Source organism: Rhodoferax koreense, from assembly GCF_001955695.1.
In the GTDB taxonomy this organism is placed as follows: domain Bacteria; phylum Pseudomonadota; class Gammaproteobacteria; order Burkholderiales; family Burkholderiaceae_C; genus Rhodoferax_B; species Rhodoferax_B koreensis.
Map to the genome: position 1 here is coordinate 599,079 of NZ_CP019236.1, position 18,335 is coordinate 617,413.

At 67.2% G+C, this 18,335-nt stretch carries 5 protein-coding genes; 3 read left to right on the forward strand and 2 right to left on the reverse strand.

Features of this window, described 5'->3' with window-relative positions:
• Nucleotides 1-105 precede the first annotated feature (105 nt).
• From gshA to RD110_RS02925, 3 genes are all read left to right on the forward strand, one after another.
• A complete protein-coding gene (gene gshA, locus RD110_RS02915) occupies nt 106-1,401 on the forward strand; it encodes a glutamate--cysteine ligase (RefSeq protein WP_076196545.1) in 1,296 nt (431 codons plus the stop codon).
• Nucleotides 1,402-1,597: 196 nt separating this feature from the next.
• Nucleotides 1,598-3,466, forward strand: coding sequence for a potassium transporter Kup (locus tag RD110_RS02920; protein WP_076196547.1), 1,869 nt, complete (start codon nt 1,598-1,600; stop codon nt 3,464-3,466).
• Between the two features lie 125 nt (nt 3,467-3,591).
• On the forward strand, nt 3,592-4,263 hold the full coding sequence (locus RD110_RS02925) for a class I SAM-dependent methyltransferase (protein ID WP_076196549.1): 672 nt from the start codon (nt 3,592-3,594) through the stop codon (nt 4,261-4,263).
• A gap of 30 nt (nt 4,264-4,293) precedes the next feature.
• Here RD110_RS02925 and RD110_RS02930 read toward each other — a convergent pair whose 3' ends face one another.
• Together RD110_RS02930 and RD110_RS02935 are read right to left on the reverse strand one after the other, a co-directional pair.
• Nucleotides 4,294-5,844: a GGDEF domain-containing protein gene (locus RD110_RS02930; RefSeq protein ID WP_083686075.1), complete on the reverse strand. Its 1,551-nt coding sequence runs from the start codon at nt 5,842-5,844 to the stop codon at nt 4,294-4,296.
• A 45-nt stretch (nt 5,845-5,889) separates the two neighbouring features.
• Nucleotides 5,890-18,333, reverse strand: a complete 12,444-nt coding sequence (locus tag RD110_RS02935; RefSeq protein WP_076196553.1) for a DUF4347 domain-containing protein — start codon at nt 18,331-18,333, stop codon at nt 5,890-5,892.
• Nucleotides 18,334-18,335 lie beyond the last annotated feature (2 nt).

Sequence of the window (18,335 nt, forward strand, 5' to 3'; positions counted from 1 at the left end):
ACCTTGTCGAAGCGCAGGGTCGCCCCCAGATGGAACGTGTTCAGCGGTTGCACGGGCCCCAGGTCCTAGAATCGTTCCTTTCTCCCCTTCGCCGAAGAAGACCGCATGGTTCCCCATCTCGTCACCGCCCTGACCGGCCCCATCAATGAGCTCGAGCAGCGCATCCTCGACTCCATGCCGGCGATCGAACGCTGGTTCCGCCTCGAATGGATGGAGCACACGCCGCCGTTCTACAGCTCGGTCGACATCCGCAACGCCGGCTTCAAGCTCGCGCCGGTGGACACCAACCTGTTCCCCGGCGGCTGGAACAACCTCACCCCGCAGATGCTGCCGCTGGCGGTGCAGTCGGCCATGGCCGCCATCGAGAAAATCTGCCCCGAGGCGAAGAACCTGCTGCTGATCCCCGAGAACCACACGCGCAACACCTTCTACCTGAGCAATGTGGCGCAACTGCAGCGCATCTTCAACATGGCCGGGCTGAACGTGCGCATCGGCTCGATCAATCCGGAGGTGAAGGAGCCCACCGAGATCCAGTTGCCCACCGGCGAGAAGGTGCTGCTCGAGCCCGTGATCCGCAGCAAGCGCCGCCTGGGGCTGAAGGATTTCGATCCCTGCACCATCCTGCTCAACAACGATCTGTCGGCTGGCGCGCCCGGCATCCTGGAAGACCTGCACGAGCAATACCTGCTGCCGCCGCTGCATGCGGGCTGGTCGGTGCGCCGCAAGAGCAACCATTTCCGCGCTTACGAGGAGTTGTCCAAGCGCTTCGGCAAGCTGCTCGGCATCGACCCCTGGCTGATCAATCCGATGTTCAACAAGTGCGGCGAGGTGGATTTCGCCAGCGGCACCGGCCTCGACTGCCTGCAGACCAATGTCGACGCGCTGCTGACCAAGGTGCGCCGCAAGTACAAGGAATACGGCATCAACGAGAAGCCGTTCGTGATCGTCAAGGCCGACAACGGCACCTACGGCATGGGGATCATGACGGTGCGCGACGTCAAGGACCTGGAAGCGCTGAACCGCAAGAGCAAGAACAAGATGGGCGTCATCAAGGACGGTCAGACCGTGCACGACGTGATCATCCAGGAAGGCGTGCTGACCAACGAACGCATGAACGAGGGCGTGGCCGAGCCGGTGGTCTACATGATGGACCGCTACGTGGTCGGCGGTTTCTACCGCGTGCACGCCGAACGCGGCACCGACGAAAACCTCAACGCACCGGGGTCGAGTTTCGTGCCCCTGGCCTTCGCCGAGAGTTCGCACCTGCCCCAAGTCGGGATGAGAGGCGGCGCTGCCGTGCCGAACCGTTTCTACATGTACGGCGTGATCGCGCGGCTGGCCATGGTCGCGGCGAGCTACGAGCTCGAAGCCACCGACCCCGACGCCGAGATCTACGAGTAGGCCGCTTCAGGCGCGCTGCGGCGGCCGTCAAGTCCCGTGTGCCGCGCCAGTTGCTGCGCTGCAACAAAACCCTCGGTTGTGGTTTTTTGGTGCCACAAAGCCTCGGGCGGCACGTGGCACGAGCGCAAAATACGCTTCCCCAAGTTCCTGGTAACCCGCCGACCTCCCGAGGTCAACAGACGGGCCCCTGTCGTCAGTGAATAGTTCAAAATCCTCGCTTGCGGCGCTGACCCTTGGTGCGATCGGTGTCGTCTACGGTGACATCGGCACCAGTGTCCTGTATGCGCTCAAAGAGGTCTTCAATTCGGGCCATGTGCCATTCACGCGCGAAAACATCTTCGGCGTGCTGTCGCTGTTTTTCTGGACGCTGACGGTCATCGTCTCCATCAAGTACGTGGTGCTGGTGCTGCGCGCGGACAACAACGGCGAAGGCGGCCTGATCGCCATGCTGTCGCTGGCGTCCCAGGCCGTGAAAGACAAGCCGCAACTGCGAAAGTGGTTGCTGCTGGTGGGTATCTTCGGCACCTCGCTGTTCTATGGCGACGGCGTCATCACGCCGGCGATCTCGGTGCTGTCGGCCATCGAAGGCCTGGAGGTGATCTCGCCCACGTTCCACAAGTACGTGATCCCGATGACGCTGGTGGTGCTGTTCGGTCTGTTCGCGGTGCAAAAACGCGGCACCGCCGGCATCGGCAAGTTCTTCGGACCGATCACGCTGATGTGGTTCCTGAGCATCGCCGTGCTCGGCATCTCGCACATCTGGCACCACCCGGTGATCCTTTGGGCGTTGAGCCCGACCTACGCGCTGCGCTTCATGTGGGACAACCCGGTCATCACCTTCATCATCCTCGGTGCGCTGGTGCTGTGCGTGACCGGCGCCGAGGCCCTGTACGCGGACATGGGCCACTTCGGCAAGAAGCCGATCCGCCTGGCCTGGTTTTCCATCGCCATGCCGGCGCTCACCCTGAACTATTTCGGCCAGGGCGCGCTGCTGCTGCGCACGCCCGAGGCGGTGAAGAACCCGTTCTACATGATGGCACCCGAATGGGCCCTGGTGCCGCTGGTGCTGCTGGCCACGCTGGCCGCGGTGATCGCCTCGCAGGCGCTGATCACCGGCGCCTTCAGCGTCACCAAGCAGGTGATCCAGCTGGGCTACCTGCCGCGCCTGAACGTGCAGCACACCAATGTGCGCGAGGCCGGACAGATCTACATTCCCTTCGTCAACTGGGGCCTGTTCGTGGCCATTGTGCTGGCGGTGGTGATGTTCAAGTCGTCGAGCAACCTGGCTTCGGCCTACGGCATCGCCGTGTGCACCGACATGCTGATCACCACCACGCTGACCTTCTTCGTGATCCGTCACGCCTGGAAGTATCCGCTGTGGCTGTGCCTGGCCGCCACCGGTGTGTTCTTCGTGATCGACTTCGCCTTCTTCGCCTCGAACCTGCTCAAGCTGTTCGACGGCGGCTGGTTCCCGCTGCTCATCGGCGGCGCGATCTTCATGCTGATGATCACCTGGAAGGAAGGCCGGCAGCTGCTCAACGACAAGCTGCGCGAGGACGCGATCGATCTGCCCGGGTTCCTGGAAGCGGTGTTCGTGAGCCCGCCCGCGCGCGTCGAAGGCACGGCCGTGTTCCTGACGGCCGAGGTCGGCACGGTGCCGAACGCCTTGCTGCACAACCTCAAGCACAACAAGGTGCTGCACGAGCACAACCTGTTCGTCACCGTGCGTAACCACGAGGTGCCGTGGATCGGGCTGGACAAGCGGGTGGAGATCGAGTCGCTCGGCCACGACTGCTGGCAGGTCAAGATCCACTATGGTTTCAAGAACGACCCCGACATCCCGAAGGCGCTGCAGCAGATCCGCAACCGCGGCTGCGAACTCGAGACCATGACCACCAGCTACTTCCTGTCGCGCGACACGGTGATTCCCACCATCGGCAGCGGCATGGCACCGTGGCGGGAGAAATTGTTCGCGCAGATGCACCACAACGCCAGTGGCGCGGCCGACTTCCTCAAGCTGCCCAACAATTCCGTCGTGGAGCTGGGCTCGAAGATCGAGATTTGAGCTGCATGCCGCGGCGTGCGCCAAAGCACCCTTGAATTGACGGGTATCAGCTTGGATGGTCTGGAACGACGTACCATGATCCGGGCGGGCGCATTTCCTGCTTGCCCGTTCCAGGAGGTGTCGACATGCTGCATCACGTATCCGCTGATTTGCACCGGCCGTCCGCGACCACGGCCCACGCCGCGGCCCTGGCGCAGTACCGGCAGCGCGCCGATGTCTACGACCTGGAGATGGCGCTGTGGGAGCCGATCCGGCGCGAGGCGATCCACCAGCTTGCCCTGCGGCCAGGCCAGACCGTGCTCGACGTGGGTTGTGGCACCGGCCTGAGTTTCGGCCCGCTGGTGCAGGCGCTCGGCGCCCATGGCCGGGTCATTGGCATCGAGCAGAGCCCGGACATGCTGGCCAAGGCGCGCGCACGGGTGGCAGGCTGCGGCTGGGGGCAGGTCGAGCTGCTGTGCAGCCCGGTGGCGAACGCGCCCATCCAGGGGATGGCCGACGCCGCGCTGTTCCACTTCACGCACGACATCCTGCAGCAGCCCGCGGCCATCACCCAGGTGCTGCGCCACCTCAAGCCCGGGGCGCGTGTCGTCGCCTCGGGCCTCAAATGGGCCGGGCCCTGGAACTGGTTCACCAATTTCTTCGTGTGGCCCGCGGCGCTGCATTCGGTGACCTCGTTCGACGGGCTGGACCAGCCCTGGCGCCAGCTGGCCTGGCACCTGCCCGACATGGACTTCCAGATCTGGCTCAACGACGGCGTCTACATCGCCAGCGGCATCTTCGGCGAACAGGGGGTCTAGTCGGGCCGGTGGCCACCCCTGCGGCGGGTGTCAGGCGGGCGCCATCCGGGCGGGTGACCAGGTCGTGACCCGGTTGCGGCCACTCTTCTTGGCGTGGTAGAGCGCCTGATCCGCCAGGTCGATCAACGTGGCGGGGTCGGGCACATCGGGGCCGATCTCGGCCACGCCGAAACTCATCGTGACCTGCACGCCGACATGGTCGCGCAGGGCCGAACCCAGGTTCGCCTCGACATCCTCGCGCAGCCGCTCGGCGATCTCGGCCGCCTGCGCGGCCGTGCCACCGGGCAGCATGATGCAGAACTCCTCGCCGCCATAGCGGCCCACGAAGTCGCCCAGCCTCAGCCCGCGCGAAAGCGCCTTGGCTGCGCCCTGGATCACCTGGTCGCCGCCGGCATGGCCGTACTTGTCGTTCACCTGCTTGAAGTGGTCGATGTCGCACATGATGCAGCTGATGGTGGCGCCGGCGGCCTTGGCCTCGGCGAAGCGCTGTTCGGCCTGCTGCATCAGCGAGCGGCGATTGAAGATGCCGGTGAGCGCGTCGCGCGTGGCCAGCAGCGTCAACTCTTCGTTCTGCCGCTCGATCTCGCGCTGCGAGGCGCTCAGTGCGCCCAGGGCGACCTGCAGCCGCTCCGTGCGCTCGTGCAGTTCGGTCACGTCGGAGAAGGTGGCCAGGCAGCCACGCACCTGGTTCGGGCCTTCGGTGATCGGCGCGCAGTTCATCACCAGTTCGCGGCGCGGCAACCCGTCGGCCTCCAGCTTTAGCGGGATGCCCAGCACGGCCCGCTTGTGCTGCACCGCCTGCCGCCAGGGCAGTGCCTTGGTGTCGGCCGGCAGGGCGCCCAGCAGCCACGGCAGCGTGGCGGCGTCCACGCCGGTCAACGACGCAGCGGCTTCCTGGTGCAGATCGCAGAACGCGCGGTTGGCCAGCACGATGCGGCCGGAAAGATCGAGCACCAGCACGCCTTCGGTGAGGGTGTCGAAGGCGGTGCGCACCCGTTCGGGCACGGCGGCGTTCGGGTCGAGGTGGCGCAGCACGCGCCGCAGGTACAGCGCGAAGGCGAGGAAGCCCACGCCGGCGAGGAACAACAGCCATCGGACGAGCGGGTCGTGCAGCCACTGGCGTAGCGTGACGGGCAGTGCCGGCTCGAACACAAGTTGCACTTCGCCCCACGGCTTGCCGTTGGAGATCAGCGGCAGTCGGATGTTGTCGGCCGTGGACAGGTCTTCCCGCGCCAGCCGCCAGCCGCGCGTGTGTTCGCCCACCTGCGCCAGGGGGCGGCCGTCCGCGCCGATGACGCGTACCGACAGCAGCGTGGGCTCGCGTTGCTGCGCGTCTTTCAGCGCGCGCTGCACTGCGGCGTCCGGTGCGGGCAATGCGTCCACGCCCGCGCGCAACGCGAGCACCACTTCACCGCCCACGATGCGCGCCACCTGGGCACGGTAGCGGCGCGCCATCGCTTCGCGATCGGGCGGGTAGCCAGTGAACACCTCGCCGATCAGCACCAGGGTGATCATCAGCGACACCAGGCCCAGCGCGATGCGCACCGCAGGGCTCAACAGGCGCTGCATCCAACGCCTCATGGCCACGGGCTCCCGGACTCCCGGCCCGTTGGCGGCCTCAGGCCGTCACCCCGCGCTTGCATCATCTCCGCTCCTCGTGTTTTCCGCTGCGGCAATGCTGTCTTCCGCCGCCTGGCTCTGGGGGGCACCATCCCTGTTCCGGCCGGCGCGGCCCAGGTCGGCTTTGGGACGCCGCAGCACCGGGACCGGATCGAAGTTCTGCCAGGCCGGCGTGGTGGAGAGCATGCTGGTCAGCAAGGCTCCGCCGCGCGTGGCCCAGATCGCCAGGCCCAGCGAGAGCGCGGCGCTGCCGATCCAGACCGCGTCGACCACCGGCTCGCCGGTGGGAAGCTCGGTATGGCCCCGGTTGCTTTCCAATTCGATCGCGGGCGCTGGGGTGCGCCGTGTACCGCTCGCGGTGGCGCGCAGCCGCTCCAGCGCTTCGAGCAGTGCGTCGGTTGGCGACAGCGCGAGGTCCCGGCGCTCGGTGAGGCTGGCGACAGGATGGAACGCGGCCAGTCTCTGCAAGTCGGCGCCATGGGGGCGCTGGGTTCGGGACGCGGCGATGGCGAGCGGCGCTACCGGCGGTCCCGACCGATCACCCTCGTCGGCGCCCGGTTTCCCGGACACTATTGCGTCCGGTGCCGACGCCTGAATGCCGGTGGCGACCTCGGTGCCCGGCGCCGCAGGGCTGGTGGTGGCGGGCTCGGCTGGTGGCTGTGGCAGCGGCGCCACCGGGGGCGGCCGCACCGGCACTGCGATCTCGTTCTCGGGCAGCCGAACCAGGAAGCTGGCCGTGCGCGCGGAGCCATCGCTGCTGGTGGCCTGCACGACGATCTCGTAGGGAGCGCCCGGCGCGTCGCCGGCGAGGCGCTGGCTGTCGGCCACCGTGACCACTCCCGTCGTCGGGTCGATGGTGAAGCGTCCCGAGGCGCTGTCGACCAGGCTGTAGGACACCACGGCCGTGGCATCCGCATCCGATGCATGCACGGTGATGCCGACCGGTCCGCCGTTCACCACACGGCTGGCGACGATATTGGGCGCGTTGTCGGTGTCGATCAGAGGCGAGACTTGAAATTCATTGACGTCCGTCACCGTCACCCGGATCGCCTGTGCCGTGCTTGCCATGCCGTCGCTCACCTGCACCACCACTTCGTAGACACCGTTGTGGTCCGCGTCGGAGGGGTGCTCGGCATCGGGCGCCTGCGTGAAGCGCAGCACGCCCGTGCTGGCGTCCAGCGTGAAGCGGCCGGCATCGGCGCCACCGGCGATGCTGTAGGTCAGCTGCTGTGGTGGCGTGTCGGCATCGGTGGCGGTGACCGTGGTGACGACGCTGCTGTTTTCGGGAAGGGACAGGCTGGCGTCGGCGCCGCCACCATTGCTGGTGATCGTCGGCGCGCGGTTCGGCGTCGCAAGCACCACGTCGCGCGTGGCCGCGATGCTGCCAACGCTGCCGTCGTCGACCGTGAAGCGCACGGTGCGCGTGGCTGGGGCAGGCGAGGCGCTGTCGTTGGCGAAGGTGATGCTGCGCAGCGCGGCCTGGTAGGCGGCCAGCGTCGCACTTCCGCTCAGTGTGAGCACGCCGGTGCCGGCGTCCCAATGGCCCGTGATGCCGTTCTGGTCATTGAAGCCGAGCCTGTCATGGCCGCTTTCATAGTTGGCACTGATGGCGACACTGGCGCCGTGGAGCATGGCGTCGTCCAGGTCGGCGACCAGCAGGCCGTCGTCGATCAGGACCGCGGCTCCGCCCCGGGCGTACCCGGCAGTCCCGCCGCTGGTCACTACCGTTGGTGCGTCGTTCACCGGGGTAACGTCCACCGTCATTGTGCGCGGGGTCGGGTCGGTGTCCACGCCGCCATTGGTCGTGCCGCCGTCGTCCTGCACCTGGAAGGTGAAGCTCGCGTAAGCCGTGCCGTTGGCGTTTGCTGCTGGTGTGAACTTCAGGTTGCCGGCCGTGATGTTGGCCAGGCTGATGCTCTGGCCCGCCGCCACGGCCACGCCATTCAAGCTCAGGCTGCCGGCGTCCGGGGTTGTCGTGATCTTGACGCTCTGCAAACTGTTGCCGTCGGTATCGCTGAAGCCGAAGTCGCCGACGCCGAAGGTGTAGACCGTGTCCTCAGTGGTCGTGACCGTGTTGTTCGCACCGCTTGGCGCGCTGTTGACCGAGGTGACATTGACCGTCATCGTGCGGGGGCTCGGGTCGATGTCGACGCCGCCGTTGGCCGTGCCGCCGTTGTCCTGCACCTGGAAGCTGAAGCTGGCGTAGCCCACGCCACTGGCATTGGCCGCGGGCGTGAACATCAGGTCGCCGGCCGCGATGTCGGCGGCGACGACCATCTGCCCTGCGGTGACGGCCACGCCGTTCAAGGTCAGGCTGCCGGCACCGGGCGCCGTCGTGATCTTCACGGCCAGTAGGGCATGGCCATCGACGTCGCTGAAGCCGAAGTCCGCCACGTTGAAGACATGTGCCGTGTTCTCGAAGGTCGCGACGGTCCTGTCCGTACCCGTGGGCGCATCGTTGACCGACGTCACATTGACCGTCATCGTGCGCGGGGTCGGGTCGGTGTCCACGCCGCCATTGGCCGTACCGCCGTCGTCCTGCACCTGGAACGTGAAACTCGCGTAGCCTGCACCACTGGCATTGGCCGCTGGCGTGAACTTCAGGTTGCCCGCCGTGATGTTGGCCAGGCTGATGCTCTGGCCCGCCGTCACGGCCGCGCCGTTGAGTGTCAGGTTACCGGCGCCGGGTACCGTGGCGATGCGCACACCCTGCAGGGCGTTGCCGTCCACATCGCTGAAGCCGAAGTCCGTGGCGGTGAAGATGTAGGCCGTGTCTTCGAGGGTCGAGACCGTCTTGTCGCTGCCTGTGGGCGCATCGTTGACCGACGTCACATTGACCGTCATCGTGCGCGGGGTCGGGTCGGTGTCCACGCCGCCATTGGCCGTACCGCCGTCGTCCTGCACCTGAAAGGTGAAGCTCGCATAGCCCGCACCGTTGGCGTTCGCGGCCGGCGTGAACTTCAGGTTGCCCGCCGTGATGTTGGCCAGGCTGATGGTCTGGCCCGCCGTCACGGCCGCGCCGTTCAAGCTCAGGCTGCCGGCGCCCGGGGTTGTCGTGATCTTGATACCCTGCAGGCTGTTGCCATCGGCATCGCTGAAGCCGAAGTCGCCGACGCTGAAGGTGTAGACCGTGTCCTCAGTGGTCGTGACCGTGTTGTTCGCACCGCTCGGCGCATCGTTGACCGACGTCACGTCGACAATCATCGTGCAGGGGCTTGGGTCGATGTCGACGCCGCCGTTGGCCGTGCCGCCGTTATCCTGCACCTGGAAGGTGAAGCTCGCGTAGCCCGCACCACTGGCATTGGCCGCTGGCGTGAACTTCAGGTTGCCCGCCGTGATGTTGGCCAAGCTGATGCTCTGGCCCGCCGCCACGGCCACGCCGTTCAAGCTCAGGCTGCCGGCGCCCGGGGTTGTCGTGATCTTGACGCTCTGCAAACTGTTACCGTCGGTATCGCTGAAGCCGAAGTCGGCGGCAGAAAAGGCGTAGCCCGTGTCTTCCAGCGTCGTGACCGTGTTGTTCGCACCGCTTGGCGCATCGTTGACCGACGTCACGTCGACCGTCATCGTGCGCGGGGTCGGGTCGATGTCCACGCCGCCATTGGCCGTACCGCCGTCGTCCTGCACCTGGAAGGTGAAGCTCGCGTAAGCCGTGCCGTTGGCGTTTGCTGCTGGCGTGAACTTCAGATTGCCGGCCGCGATGTTGGCCAGGCTGATGGTCTGGCCAGCCGTCACGGCCACGCCGTTGAGTGTCAGGTTACCGGCGCCGGGTACCGTGGCGATGCGCACGCCCTGCAGGGCGTTGCCGTCCACATCGCTGAAGCCGAAGTCCGTGGCGGTGAAGGTGTAGGCCGTGTCTTCCAGCGTGGTCACGGTCTTGCCGGTCCCGGCGGGCGCGTCGTTCACGGACGTGATGGTGACGGTCGTGCTGCCCGAGCCGACCAGCGCGCCGCCACTGCCCTGTACACCCGTGTTGCCATCACTGAACGACCAGACCAGCTGCACCGAGGCCGGAGGCGCATCGCTGCTGTTGGCGTAGCCGATGGCGCGCAACACGTTGTTCACCAGCGCCTGGGTGGCGTTGCTGTCGAAGGTCAGTACCAGCGTGCCGCTGGTGTTGGTGGTCACGGTGCCGACGGTCGTGCCGCCGTAGACCAGGCTGGCACCCTGCGTCAACGCCGACAGCGCGCCCGTGGCCGCGAACAGGTCCTGGGCCTGCGCGCCGCCGCTGCGCACCAGCGTGAGCGTGGCACCGGCATAGTGGCCGGCGGCCGCCAGTTCCGTGTCCACCACGGTGGCGCCAGGTGCCAGCGCCACGGCGCCGGCGTTCTCGGTGTAGGCCGCGCTGGCGGGCACCGACAGCGCCGGCGCCGTGTTGGCGGTCTGCACGTTGGCCGCGAACTCCGAGGTCGAGCCGTAGCTGCTGGCGCCGGTCTTCTCGGTGGCCGTGGCCGTGATCCAGGCGGCGTATGTCAGCCCGGCACTGGCCAGCGTGGCGTTGATGCTGGCGTTGCCGCTGGCGTCGGTCGTCACGTCCAGGGCGCCCAGGTAGACGTTGCCCTCGCCGTGGCCGCTGCCATCCGTGCTCCCGTCGGGCATGCCGAAGAACTCGATGCGGTAGGTTTTGTTGGCCTCGCTGTCAAGGCTGCCGGTGATGTGAAACAGATTGCCCACGAGGCTGGCCGAGGCCAGGACCGGCGTGTTCTGCTGGTTGTTGGCGCCGGTGTCGGCGTCGCCCGCGTCGTTGGGCGTGACGCCGCTCGGGCCCAGGTCGATGCCCAGCCCGCCGTTGGCGTAGATGGTGTTGCCCAGAACCGCATTGCCGGTGGTCCCGTTCTGGGTGATCCAGACCCCTGCAAGGCTGCTGCCTGCGATGCGGTTGCCTTCGCCCGCGCCGGTGCCGCCGACCATGTTGTTCTGCGCACCGGCGGCGATGATCACCGACTCGCCGCCCAGGCCCAGTGGCGTGCCGCTGGCGTCGGTGCCCAGGTCGTTGCCGATCACGCGGTTGCCGGTAGCCGCCGCGCCTGTGATGTACACGCCGCCGCCCGCCGTCCGCAGGCCCGAGATCACGTTACGGTCCGCCGCCGTGGTGCCGCCGATGGTGTTGTTGGCGCTTTGCACCACCACGCCCCAGGTGGTCTGGGCCCCGGCGGCGGCGGTGTACGTGCCGTCGGCCTGGATCGGCCCCAGGTCGTTGCCAACGATGGTGTTGCCGTCGGAGCCCGTTTCCAGGTAGATGGCGATGTCGAAGCCCTGGATGGACAGCCCGCGCACTGTGCTGCCGCCGCTGCCGCCGACGAAGTCCAGGCCCACCCAGCCGCTGGCATAGCCGTTGCCCTGCAGCACGATGGCCGGGCGGTTGCCGTTGGCGGCGAAGCTGTCGTCGGTGTTGGCGTCAATGACCACGGGCCGGCTGATCTGCGGCAGCGCCGAGCCCAGCACGATGGTGTGCACGCCGGTGCCGCTGATGCCGAAGTTGATCAGCGTGGGCAGACTGCCGGCTGGCGTGTTGTTGATGGCGATGAGCGCCTCGCGCAGCGAAATGAAACCGTCCGTGCCCTTGCTGGCCAACAGCGTGGACAGGCTGGTGGTGTCGCCATCCAGGGCGTCGCTGGCGGTGTCCACGACCAGCACCGCCTGCGTGCTGGAGATGGCCACCACACTCTTGGCGAACTCCGAGGTGTCTGTGAAGGTGTTGTAGGCGGCATTGGACCTGGTGGCCGTGGCCGAGATGACGGTGCCGGTCGCCACGGTGGCCGACAGTGTGGTGGAGAACGTGGCGTTGCCAGAGGCATCGGTGGCCACGTTGACGAAGCCGATATAGGTCTGGCCCTCGCCGTAGCCGCTCGCGTCGGCACTGGTATTGGCAAACAACTCGATGCGGAAGAAGCTGTTGGCCGTGCTGTTGAACGTGCCGGCGATGGTGAACTGGCCTGCGCCGTCGGTCTGCGCCAGCGTCAACACCGGGAAGTTCTGCAGGTTGTTGGCGCCGGTGTCCGTGTCGCCGGGGTCGTTGGCGGTGACACCGTCGTAGCCGAGGTCGATGGCCGGGCTATTGGTGCTGTTCGCATACACCGAGTTGCCCAGGACGGCGTTGCCTGAAATGTTCGCGCCCTGCATCAAAATCGCGCCGACAGCATTGCCCGCGATGAGGTTGCCCTCGCCGGGGTTCACGCCACCGATCGTGTTATTCTGCGAGTTCGCGAGGAGCCACACGCCGACACTGTTGAACATCAGCGGCGTCCCGCCCGCATCCGTGCCGATGTAGTTGCCCACCACGTGGTTGCCGGTGGCGCCAGCCTGCAAGACGACGGCGGCATTGCTGAAGCCTGCCATCACGTTGCGGTCGGCCGCACTCACACCGCCGATGGTGTTGTTCGTGCCACCCGCAATGAGGACGCCGGTATAGGTGTATCTGTTGAGGTCGTTGTCGACGCCGCCGCTTGGCAGCAGACTCCCGAGGTAATTGCCCGCAATGGTGTTGCCATCCGAGCCGGCGCTGATCTGGATGGCCGGGCCTGTGATGCCATTGATGACCAAGCCGCGGATCGTGCTGCCATCGGCGTTCGCACCCAGATTCAGGCCGACGCTGACGGCGCCATTGCCGTACAGGACGATGGCGGGCCGGCTGCCGTTGGCCGCGAAACTGTCGTCCGTCGTGCCGTCGATGACCACGGGCCGGTCGATGGTCGGTAGGGTCGAACCCAGCGTGATGGTGTGCACGCCCGTGCCGGCGATGGCGAAGTTGATTTTCGTCGGCAGGCTGCCGGCCGGCGTGTTGTTGATGGCCAGCAAGGCCTCGCGCAGGCTGATGAAGCCGTCCGCGCCCTTGGTGGCCAGCAGCGTAGAGACGCTGGTGGTGTCGCCGTCCACGGTGTCGGCCGCCGTGGTCACGACCAACACGTTCTGCTGCGTGGTGTGGATGGCCACCACACTGCGCGCGAACTCGGAGGTGTCGCTGAAGCTGCCATACCCCGCCACCGATCTGGTCGCCGTGGCCGAGATGAAGGCGCCCGCCGCCACCGTGGCCGACAGCGTGGTCGAGAAGCTCGCGTTGCCGCTGCCATCGGTCAACACGTTGACGAAGCCCAGCCAGGTCTGGCCTTCGCCGTAGCCGCTGGCGCTGGCGCCGGTGTTGGCGAACAGCTCGATGCGGACGTAGGTGTTCGCCGTGCTGTTGATGCTGCCGCTGATCTCGAAGCTGCCGATGCCATCGGTGCGCGCCACCGTCAGCACGGGGAAGTTTTGCAGGTTGTTGGCACCGGTGTCGGCATCGCCTGCGTCGTTGGTCGTCACCCCGCTGGTGCCCAGGTCGATGCCCACGCCGCTGGTGCCGGCAACGGTGTGATAGACGTGGTTGCCCAGGATCGCGTTGCCGGTGCCGCCGCTCACGGCGATGCCGTCGTAGGTGGACGCAGCCTGGTTGCTGTTGGCGACGATGTTGCCCTGGCCCCCGCCGGTGCCGCCGATCAGATTGTTGCTGCTGGCCACCTCGATGCCATTGCGTTGCATGCCCCAGTTGGCCGTGCCCGCCGCGTCGGTGCCGATGCGGTTGCCCTGCACCGTGACGCCGCCGGCGGATGCGTCCAAGCGGATGCCGGTCTGGCTGGCGCCGGCGATCACGTTGTTGGTGAACACGGTGTTGGCGCCTGCCTGGACTGCACGGATGCCGTCGATGGGCGCACTGACCACGGCGGTGCCGGCCGCATTGGTGCCGATCAGGTTATTGTGCACCACCGTGCCGCTGCCCGCGGTGCTGATGTACACCCCATAGTCGCCGTCGGCCGCGATCACATTGCCTTCGATGCGGTTGGAGGCGCCGTCGAATACGGTGATTCCCGCCTGCGCGCCGCTGAACGCCGTGACGCCGTCGGCACCGATGCCGATGTAGTTGCCCAGGATCTGGTTGCTGTTGGCGGTCGCGCCCGAGATGATCAGGCCGTACGTGCCACCGTCTCCGTTGGTGCCCAGCACGTTGCGGTCTGCCGCGGTGCTGCCGCCCACGGTGTTGTTGGCCCCCGCGATGCGCACCGTGTAGGACCCGTTCGCTGCCGGCGCCAGGTTGCCCGTGGCGTCGACCGCACCCAGGTAGTTGCCGGCGATGGTGTTGCCGTCTGAGCCTGCCTCCACGCTGATGGCCGCGCCGAAGAAGTTGCGGATCACTAGACCACGGATGGTGGAGCCGCCGGCGGTGGAGGTCAGTGTCAGGCCGTGGTCGCCGAGGCCGTTCCCGTCGAGCACGATGGCTGGCCGTCCACCGTTGCCGGTGACGCTGGCGGTGTCGGTGGTGCCGTCGATGAGCACGGGCCGGGTGATCGCCGGCAGCGCCGAACCCAGCGTGATGGTGTGCACGCCGCTGCCGGCGATGCTGAAGTTGACCAGCGTCGGCAGGCTGCCGGCTGGCGTGTTGTTGATGGCCGAGATCGCTTCGCGCAGCGAGATGAAACCGTCCGAGCCCTTGTTGGCCAGCAGCGCGTAGATGTTGCTGGTGTCGCCGTTGACGGTGTCGGCGTTGGTGTCGACCACCAGCGTGGTTTGCGTGGTGGAGATCGCCAGCAGGGTGGCGGAGAACTCCGAGGTGCCAGTGAAGCTGGCGAAACCGGCAACGCTCGCCGTGGCCGTGGCCGTGATGTAGAAGCCAGCCGCCACGGTGGCGCTCAGCGTGCTGGAGAAGGTGGCGTTGCCCGAGGCATCGGTGGTGACGTTGATGAAGCCCAGGAAGGTGTTGCCTTCGCCGTAGCCGTTGGCGGTCTTCGTCGCGTTGGCGAACACCTCGATGCGGAAGAAACTGCTGGCCGTGCTGTTGAGCGTGCCGCTGACGGTGACGTTGCCGCTGCCATCGGTCGTGACCTGCGTCAGCACCGGGAAGTTCTGCAGATTGTTGGCGCCGGTGTCGGCATCGCCCGTGTCGTTGGCCGTCACGCCGCTCGTGCCCAGGTCGATGCCCAGGCCGCTGGCGCCGGCGACGGTGCCGTAGATGCTGTTGCCCAGGATCGCGTTGCCGGTGGCGGTGCCGCTGGACACGGTGATGCCGTCGAAGGTCGTCGCCGCCTGGTTGGCGTTGGCGATGACGTTGCCCTGCCCCGCACTGGTGCCGCCGATCACGTTGTTCGAACCGCTGATGACGATGCCGCTCTGCTGCACGCCCCAGTTGGCCGTGCCGGCCAGGTCGGTGCCGATGCGGTTGCCGCGCACCACGTTCGAGTTGCTGCTGAGGCTGATGCCGCTGCCGGTGCCGCCGCCGATCCAGTTGTCCAGGATCTGAACGCCGCCTGGCGCACTGATCAAGATGCCCGCGGTCTGGCCGCCCAGCAGCGTGCCCGTGGCCGAGATGCCGACGCGGTTGCCCTGGATCACGTTGCCGCTGCCCTGGCCGGAGAGGAACATCGCCTGGGCAGCGCCGGTCGCGACCACGTTGCCCTGCCCTGCGCCTGCGCCGCCGATGGTGTTGTTGGCGGCGCCCGACTGGATCGACACGGCGTTGGCCGCCGCCGTCACGCGCGTGGTGCCGGCTGCATTGGTACCGATGTAGTTGCCCTGCACTGCGTTCCCGGTGGCGCCGGCGCCGAACAACAGCACGCCGTAGCCCGCGTTGCCCTGGGCGATGACGTTGCGGTCGGCGGCGGTGCTGCCGCCGATCACGTTGTTGGCGCTGCCCACGTAGACCACGTAGCTGCTGTTGGTCACGGTCGCGAGGTTGCCGCTGGCGTCGATGGAGCCTAGGTAGTTGCCGGCGATGGTGTTGCCGTCCGAGCCGGTGTCGAGGTAAATGGCGGCATCGGTGGCGTTGGTGATCACCAGCCCGCGCACCGTGGAGCCGCCCGAACCCGCGCCCAGGCGCAGGCTGCTGCTGGCGACGCCGTTCATGTTGACCACGACCGAGGGCACGTTGCCGCGCGCGGCGAAGCTGTCGTCCGTCGTGGCGTCGATGACGACGGGCTTGGTGATGGTCGGCAGCGCCGAGGCCAGCGTGATGGTGTTCACCCCCGTGCCGGCAAGGGCGAAGTTCACCAGGGTGGGCAGGCTGCCTGCCGGCGTGTTGTTGATCGCGGTGATCGCCTCGCGCAGCGAGATGAGGCCGTCGGCCCCCTTGCTGGCCAGAAGGGTAGAGATGCTGGTGGTGTCGCCGTTCACCGTATCGGCATTGGTGTCCACGACCAGCACTGCCTGCGTGCTGGAAATGGCCACGACGTTCTTGGCGAATTCCGAGGTGTCGGTGAACGCGGTATAGGCCGCGCTCGTGGCCTTGGTAGCGGTGGCCGAGATCACATAGCCCGCCGGCACATCCACGCCGTTGAGCGTGGCCGCGATGCTGCCATTGCCCGAGGCGTTGGTCGCCACGTCGGCATAGCCCAGGTAGATCTGCCCCAGGCCGTAACCACTGCTGTTGCCGCTGGCGGAGGCGAAGAACTCGATGCGGAAGTAGCTGTTCGCGGTGCTGTTGAGCGTGCCCGCCACCGTCACCTGGTTGGCCTCGTCGGTGCGGGCCAGCGTCAGCACGGGGTAGTTCTGCAGGTTGTTGGTCCCGGTGTCGGCGTCGCCTGTATCGTTGGCCGTGACGCCGTCGACGTTCAGGTCGATGCCCAGGCCGGTGTTGCCATACACGAGGTTGCGCATGTAGCTGTTGCCCGTGCCGGCGGAGCCGTACTGGCTGATGGCGACGGTGTACACGCCCCCCTGGCCGCTGAAGGCCACGATGTTGTCCAGGAACTGGTTGTTGGTGGGCCCGCTGATGGGGGCCACGGCGTCCTCCACCAGGATGCCGTTTTGCTGCACTCCCCAGTTGGCCGTGCCAGTCAGGTCGGTGCCGATGCGGTTGCCCTGGACCAGCGTGCCGCTGGAGGCGCCGTCGAGTTCGATACCGACGTGGCTGACGCCGGCGATCCAGTTGCCTTCGCCCGCGCCGGGCCCGCCGATCACGGTGTTGTCCGGGCCGTCCTCGATGTAGATGCCGTCACCGCCGCTCCCCAGCACGGTTGCGCCGTCGGCGCCTACGCCGATCCAGTTGCCCTTGAGGACGTTGTTGTCGCTGGCCTCGCCGAAAATCTGGATGCCGTCATCGCCGTTGCCGGAGATGATGTTGCACTGGTTGGCGTTCGCCCCGCCGATGGTGTTTGCGGACGCGCCGTTCTGGATGCGTACGCCATCGCCGGCATTGGCGATGGCGGCGGTGCCTGCCAGATTGGTTCCGATGTAGTTGCCGATGACCTGGTTGCCGGTGCCGGAGGCGCCATCGATGAGAACGCCATTGGCGTTGCCGGACAACAAGTTGCGGTCTGCGCCCGTGGTTCCGCCGATCACGTTGTTGGCGCCGAGCACGTCGATCGCGGCGCCGCCATTGCCCGTGCCCTGCGCATTCCCGCTGTTGCCCAAACTCCCGATGTAGTTGCCAGCGATGGTGTTGCCGCTCGAGCCAGCGTCGATCTGGATGCCGTCGCCCTGGAAGTTGCGGATGATCAGGCCGCGGATGGTGCTGCCGCCCGAACCCGTGGCCAGTTCCAGGCCGTCGGCGTTGAGGTTGTTGCCGTCCAGGATGACGGCCGGCCGGTTGCCGTTGGCCGCGAAGCTGTTGTCGGTGGTCGCGTCCAGGATCACCGTGCCGGTGATCGTCGGCAGTGCCGAACTGAGTGTGATGGTGTGGACCGCCGTTCCCGCGATGTTGAAGTTAATCGTGTCGGTGCCCGCGTTGCCGTTGGCGTTGGTGATCGCCTGGCGCAGCGAGCCGGCGCCGCTGTCGTTGGTGTTGGTCACGGTGTACGTGGCCAACACGCCCTGCCAGCGTGCCTGCGTCTGAAGGTCGAAGGCGAGCTGGGCTTCGATGTGGCCGGTCTGCATCTCGAGCGTCCAGTTGCCGCCCAGGCTGGCCTGGCCGGTTCGGTCCACCGAAGCCGCGACATCGGCGCCCGTCAGTTGCGCCAGGCCCTGCACCAGCGCCTGGCCGTCGGCGCCCTGGGCCACGTCGCAGCCATAGAGCAGCAGATCGGCGCCGCCGCTCAGGTGTTCGCCCCAGCCGGCGATTTCACCGGCGCGTTGCAGCAAGGCCTGCTGGTCCAGCGTGGTGTCGCCCAGCACCACGCGGCCTTCGCTGCCGTGCGCGACCACGTGCACCCCATCGACGTCGCCCCGCTCGGCCAGCGTGCTGGAGATCAGTGCGATGCCGTCGTCGTCGGCGCCGATGCGCACCACCTCGATGTGGCGGCCCGCGGTGGCCTGCGCAGTGATGTCGGCGATCAGCATTTCGGCATCGGGCACGCGTTCGTCGATGAAGACCAGCTCGGTGGCATCGCGCGGCGCCGTCGGCGCGGGCTGCGTTTCGGTCGATGCCGTTGCGGTTTCCTGCGCCGGCCATGGCGTCGCCAAGGCCGTGGCGGCCGGATGATCGGCGGCGTAGAGGATGCGCGGCTCGATGTCTTCGAGGACGGCGCGGCGACGGCTGGCAGGGGCGTTCATGG

Excerpts from the sequence above, each read along its gene's own strand:
- RD110_RS02925 (WP_076196549.1), top strand. The coding sequence starts at position 3,592 with ATGCTGCATCACGTATCCGCTGATTTGCACCGGCCGTCCGCGACCACG.
- RD110_RS02935 (WP_076196553.1), bottom strand. The coding sequence starts at position 18,333 with ATGAACGCCCCTGCCAGCCGTCGCCGCGCCGTCCTCGAAGACATCGAG.
- gshA (WP_076196545.1), top strand. The coding sequence starts at position 106 with ATGGTTCCCCATCTCGTCACCGCCCTGACCGGCCCCATCAATGAGCTC.
- RD110_RS02930 (WP_083686075.1), bottom strand. The coding sequence starts at position 5,844 with ATGAGGCGTTGGATGCAGCGCCTGTTGAGCCCTGCGGTGCGCATCGCG.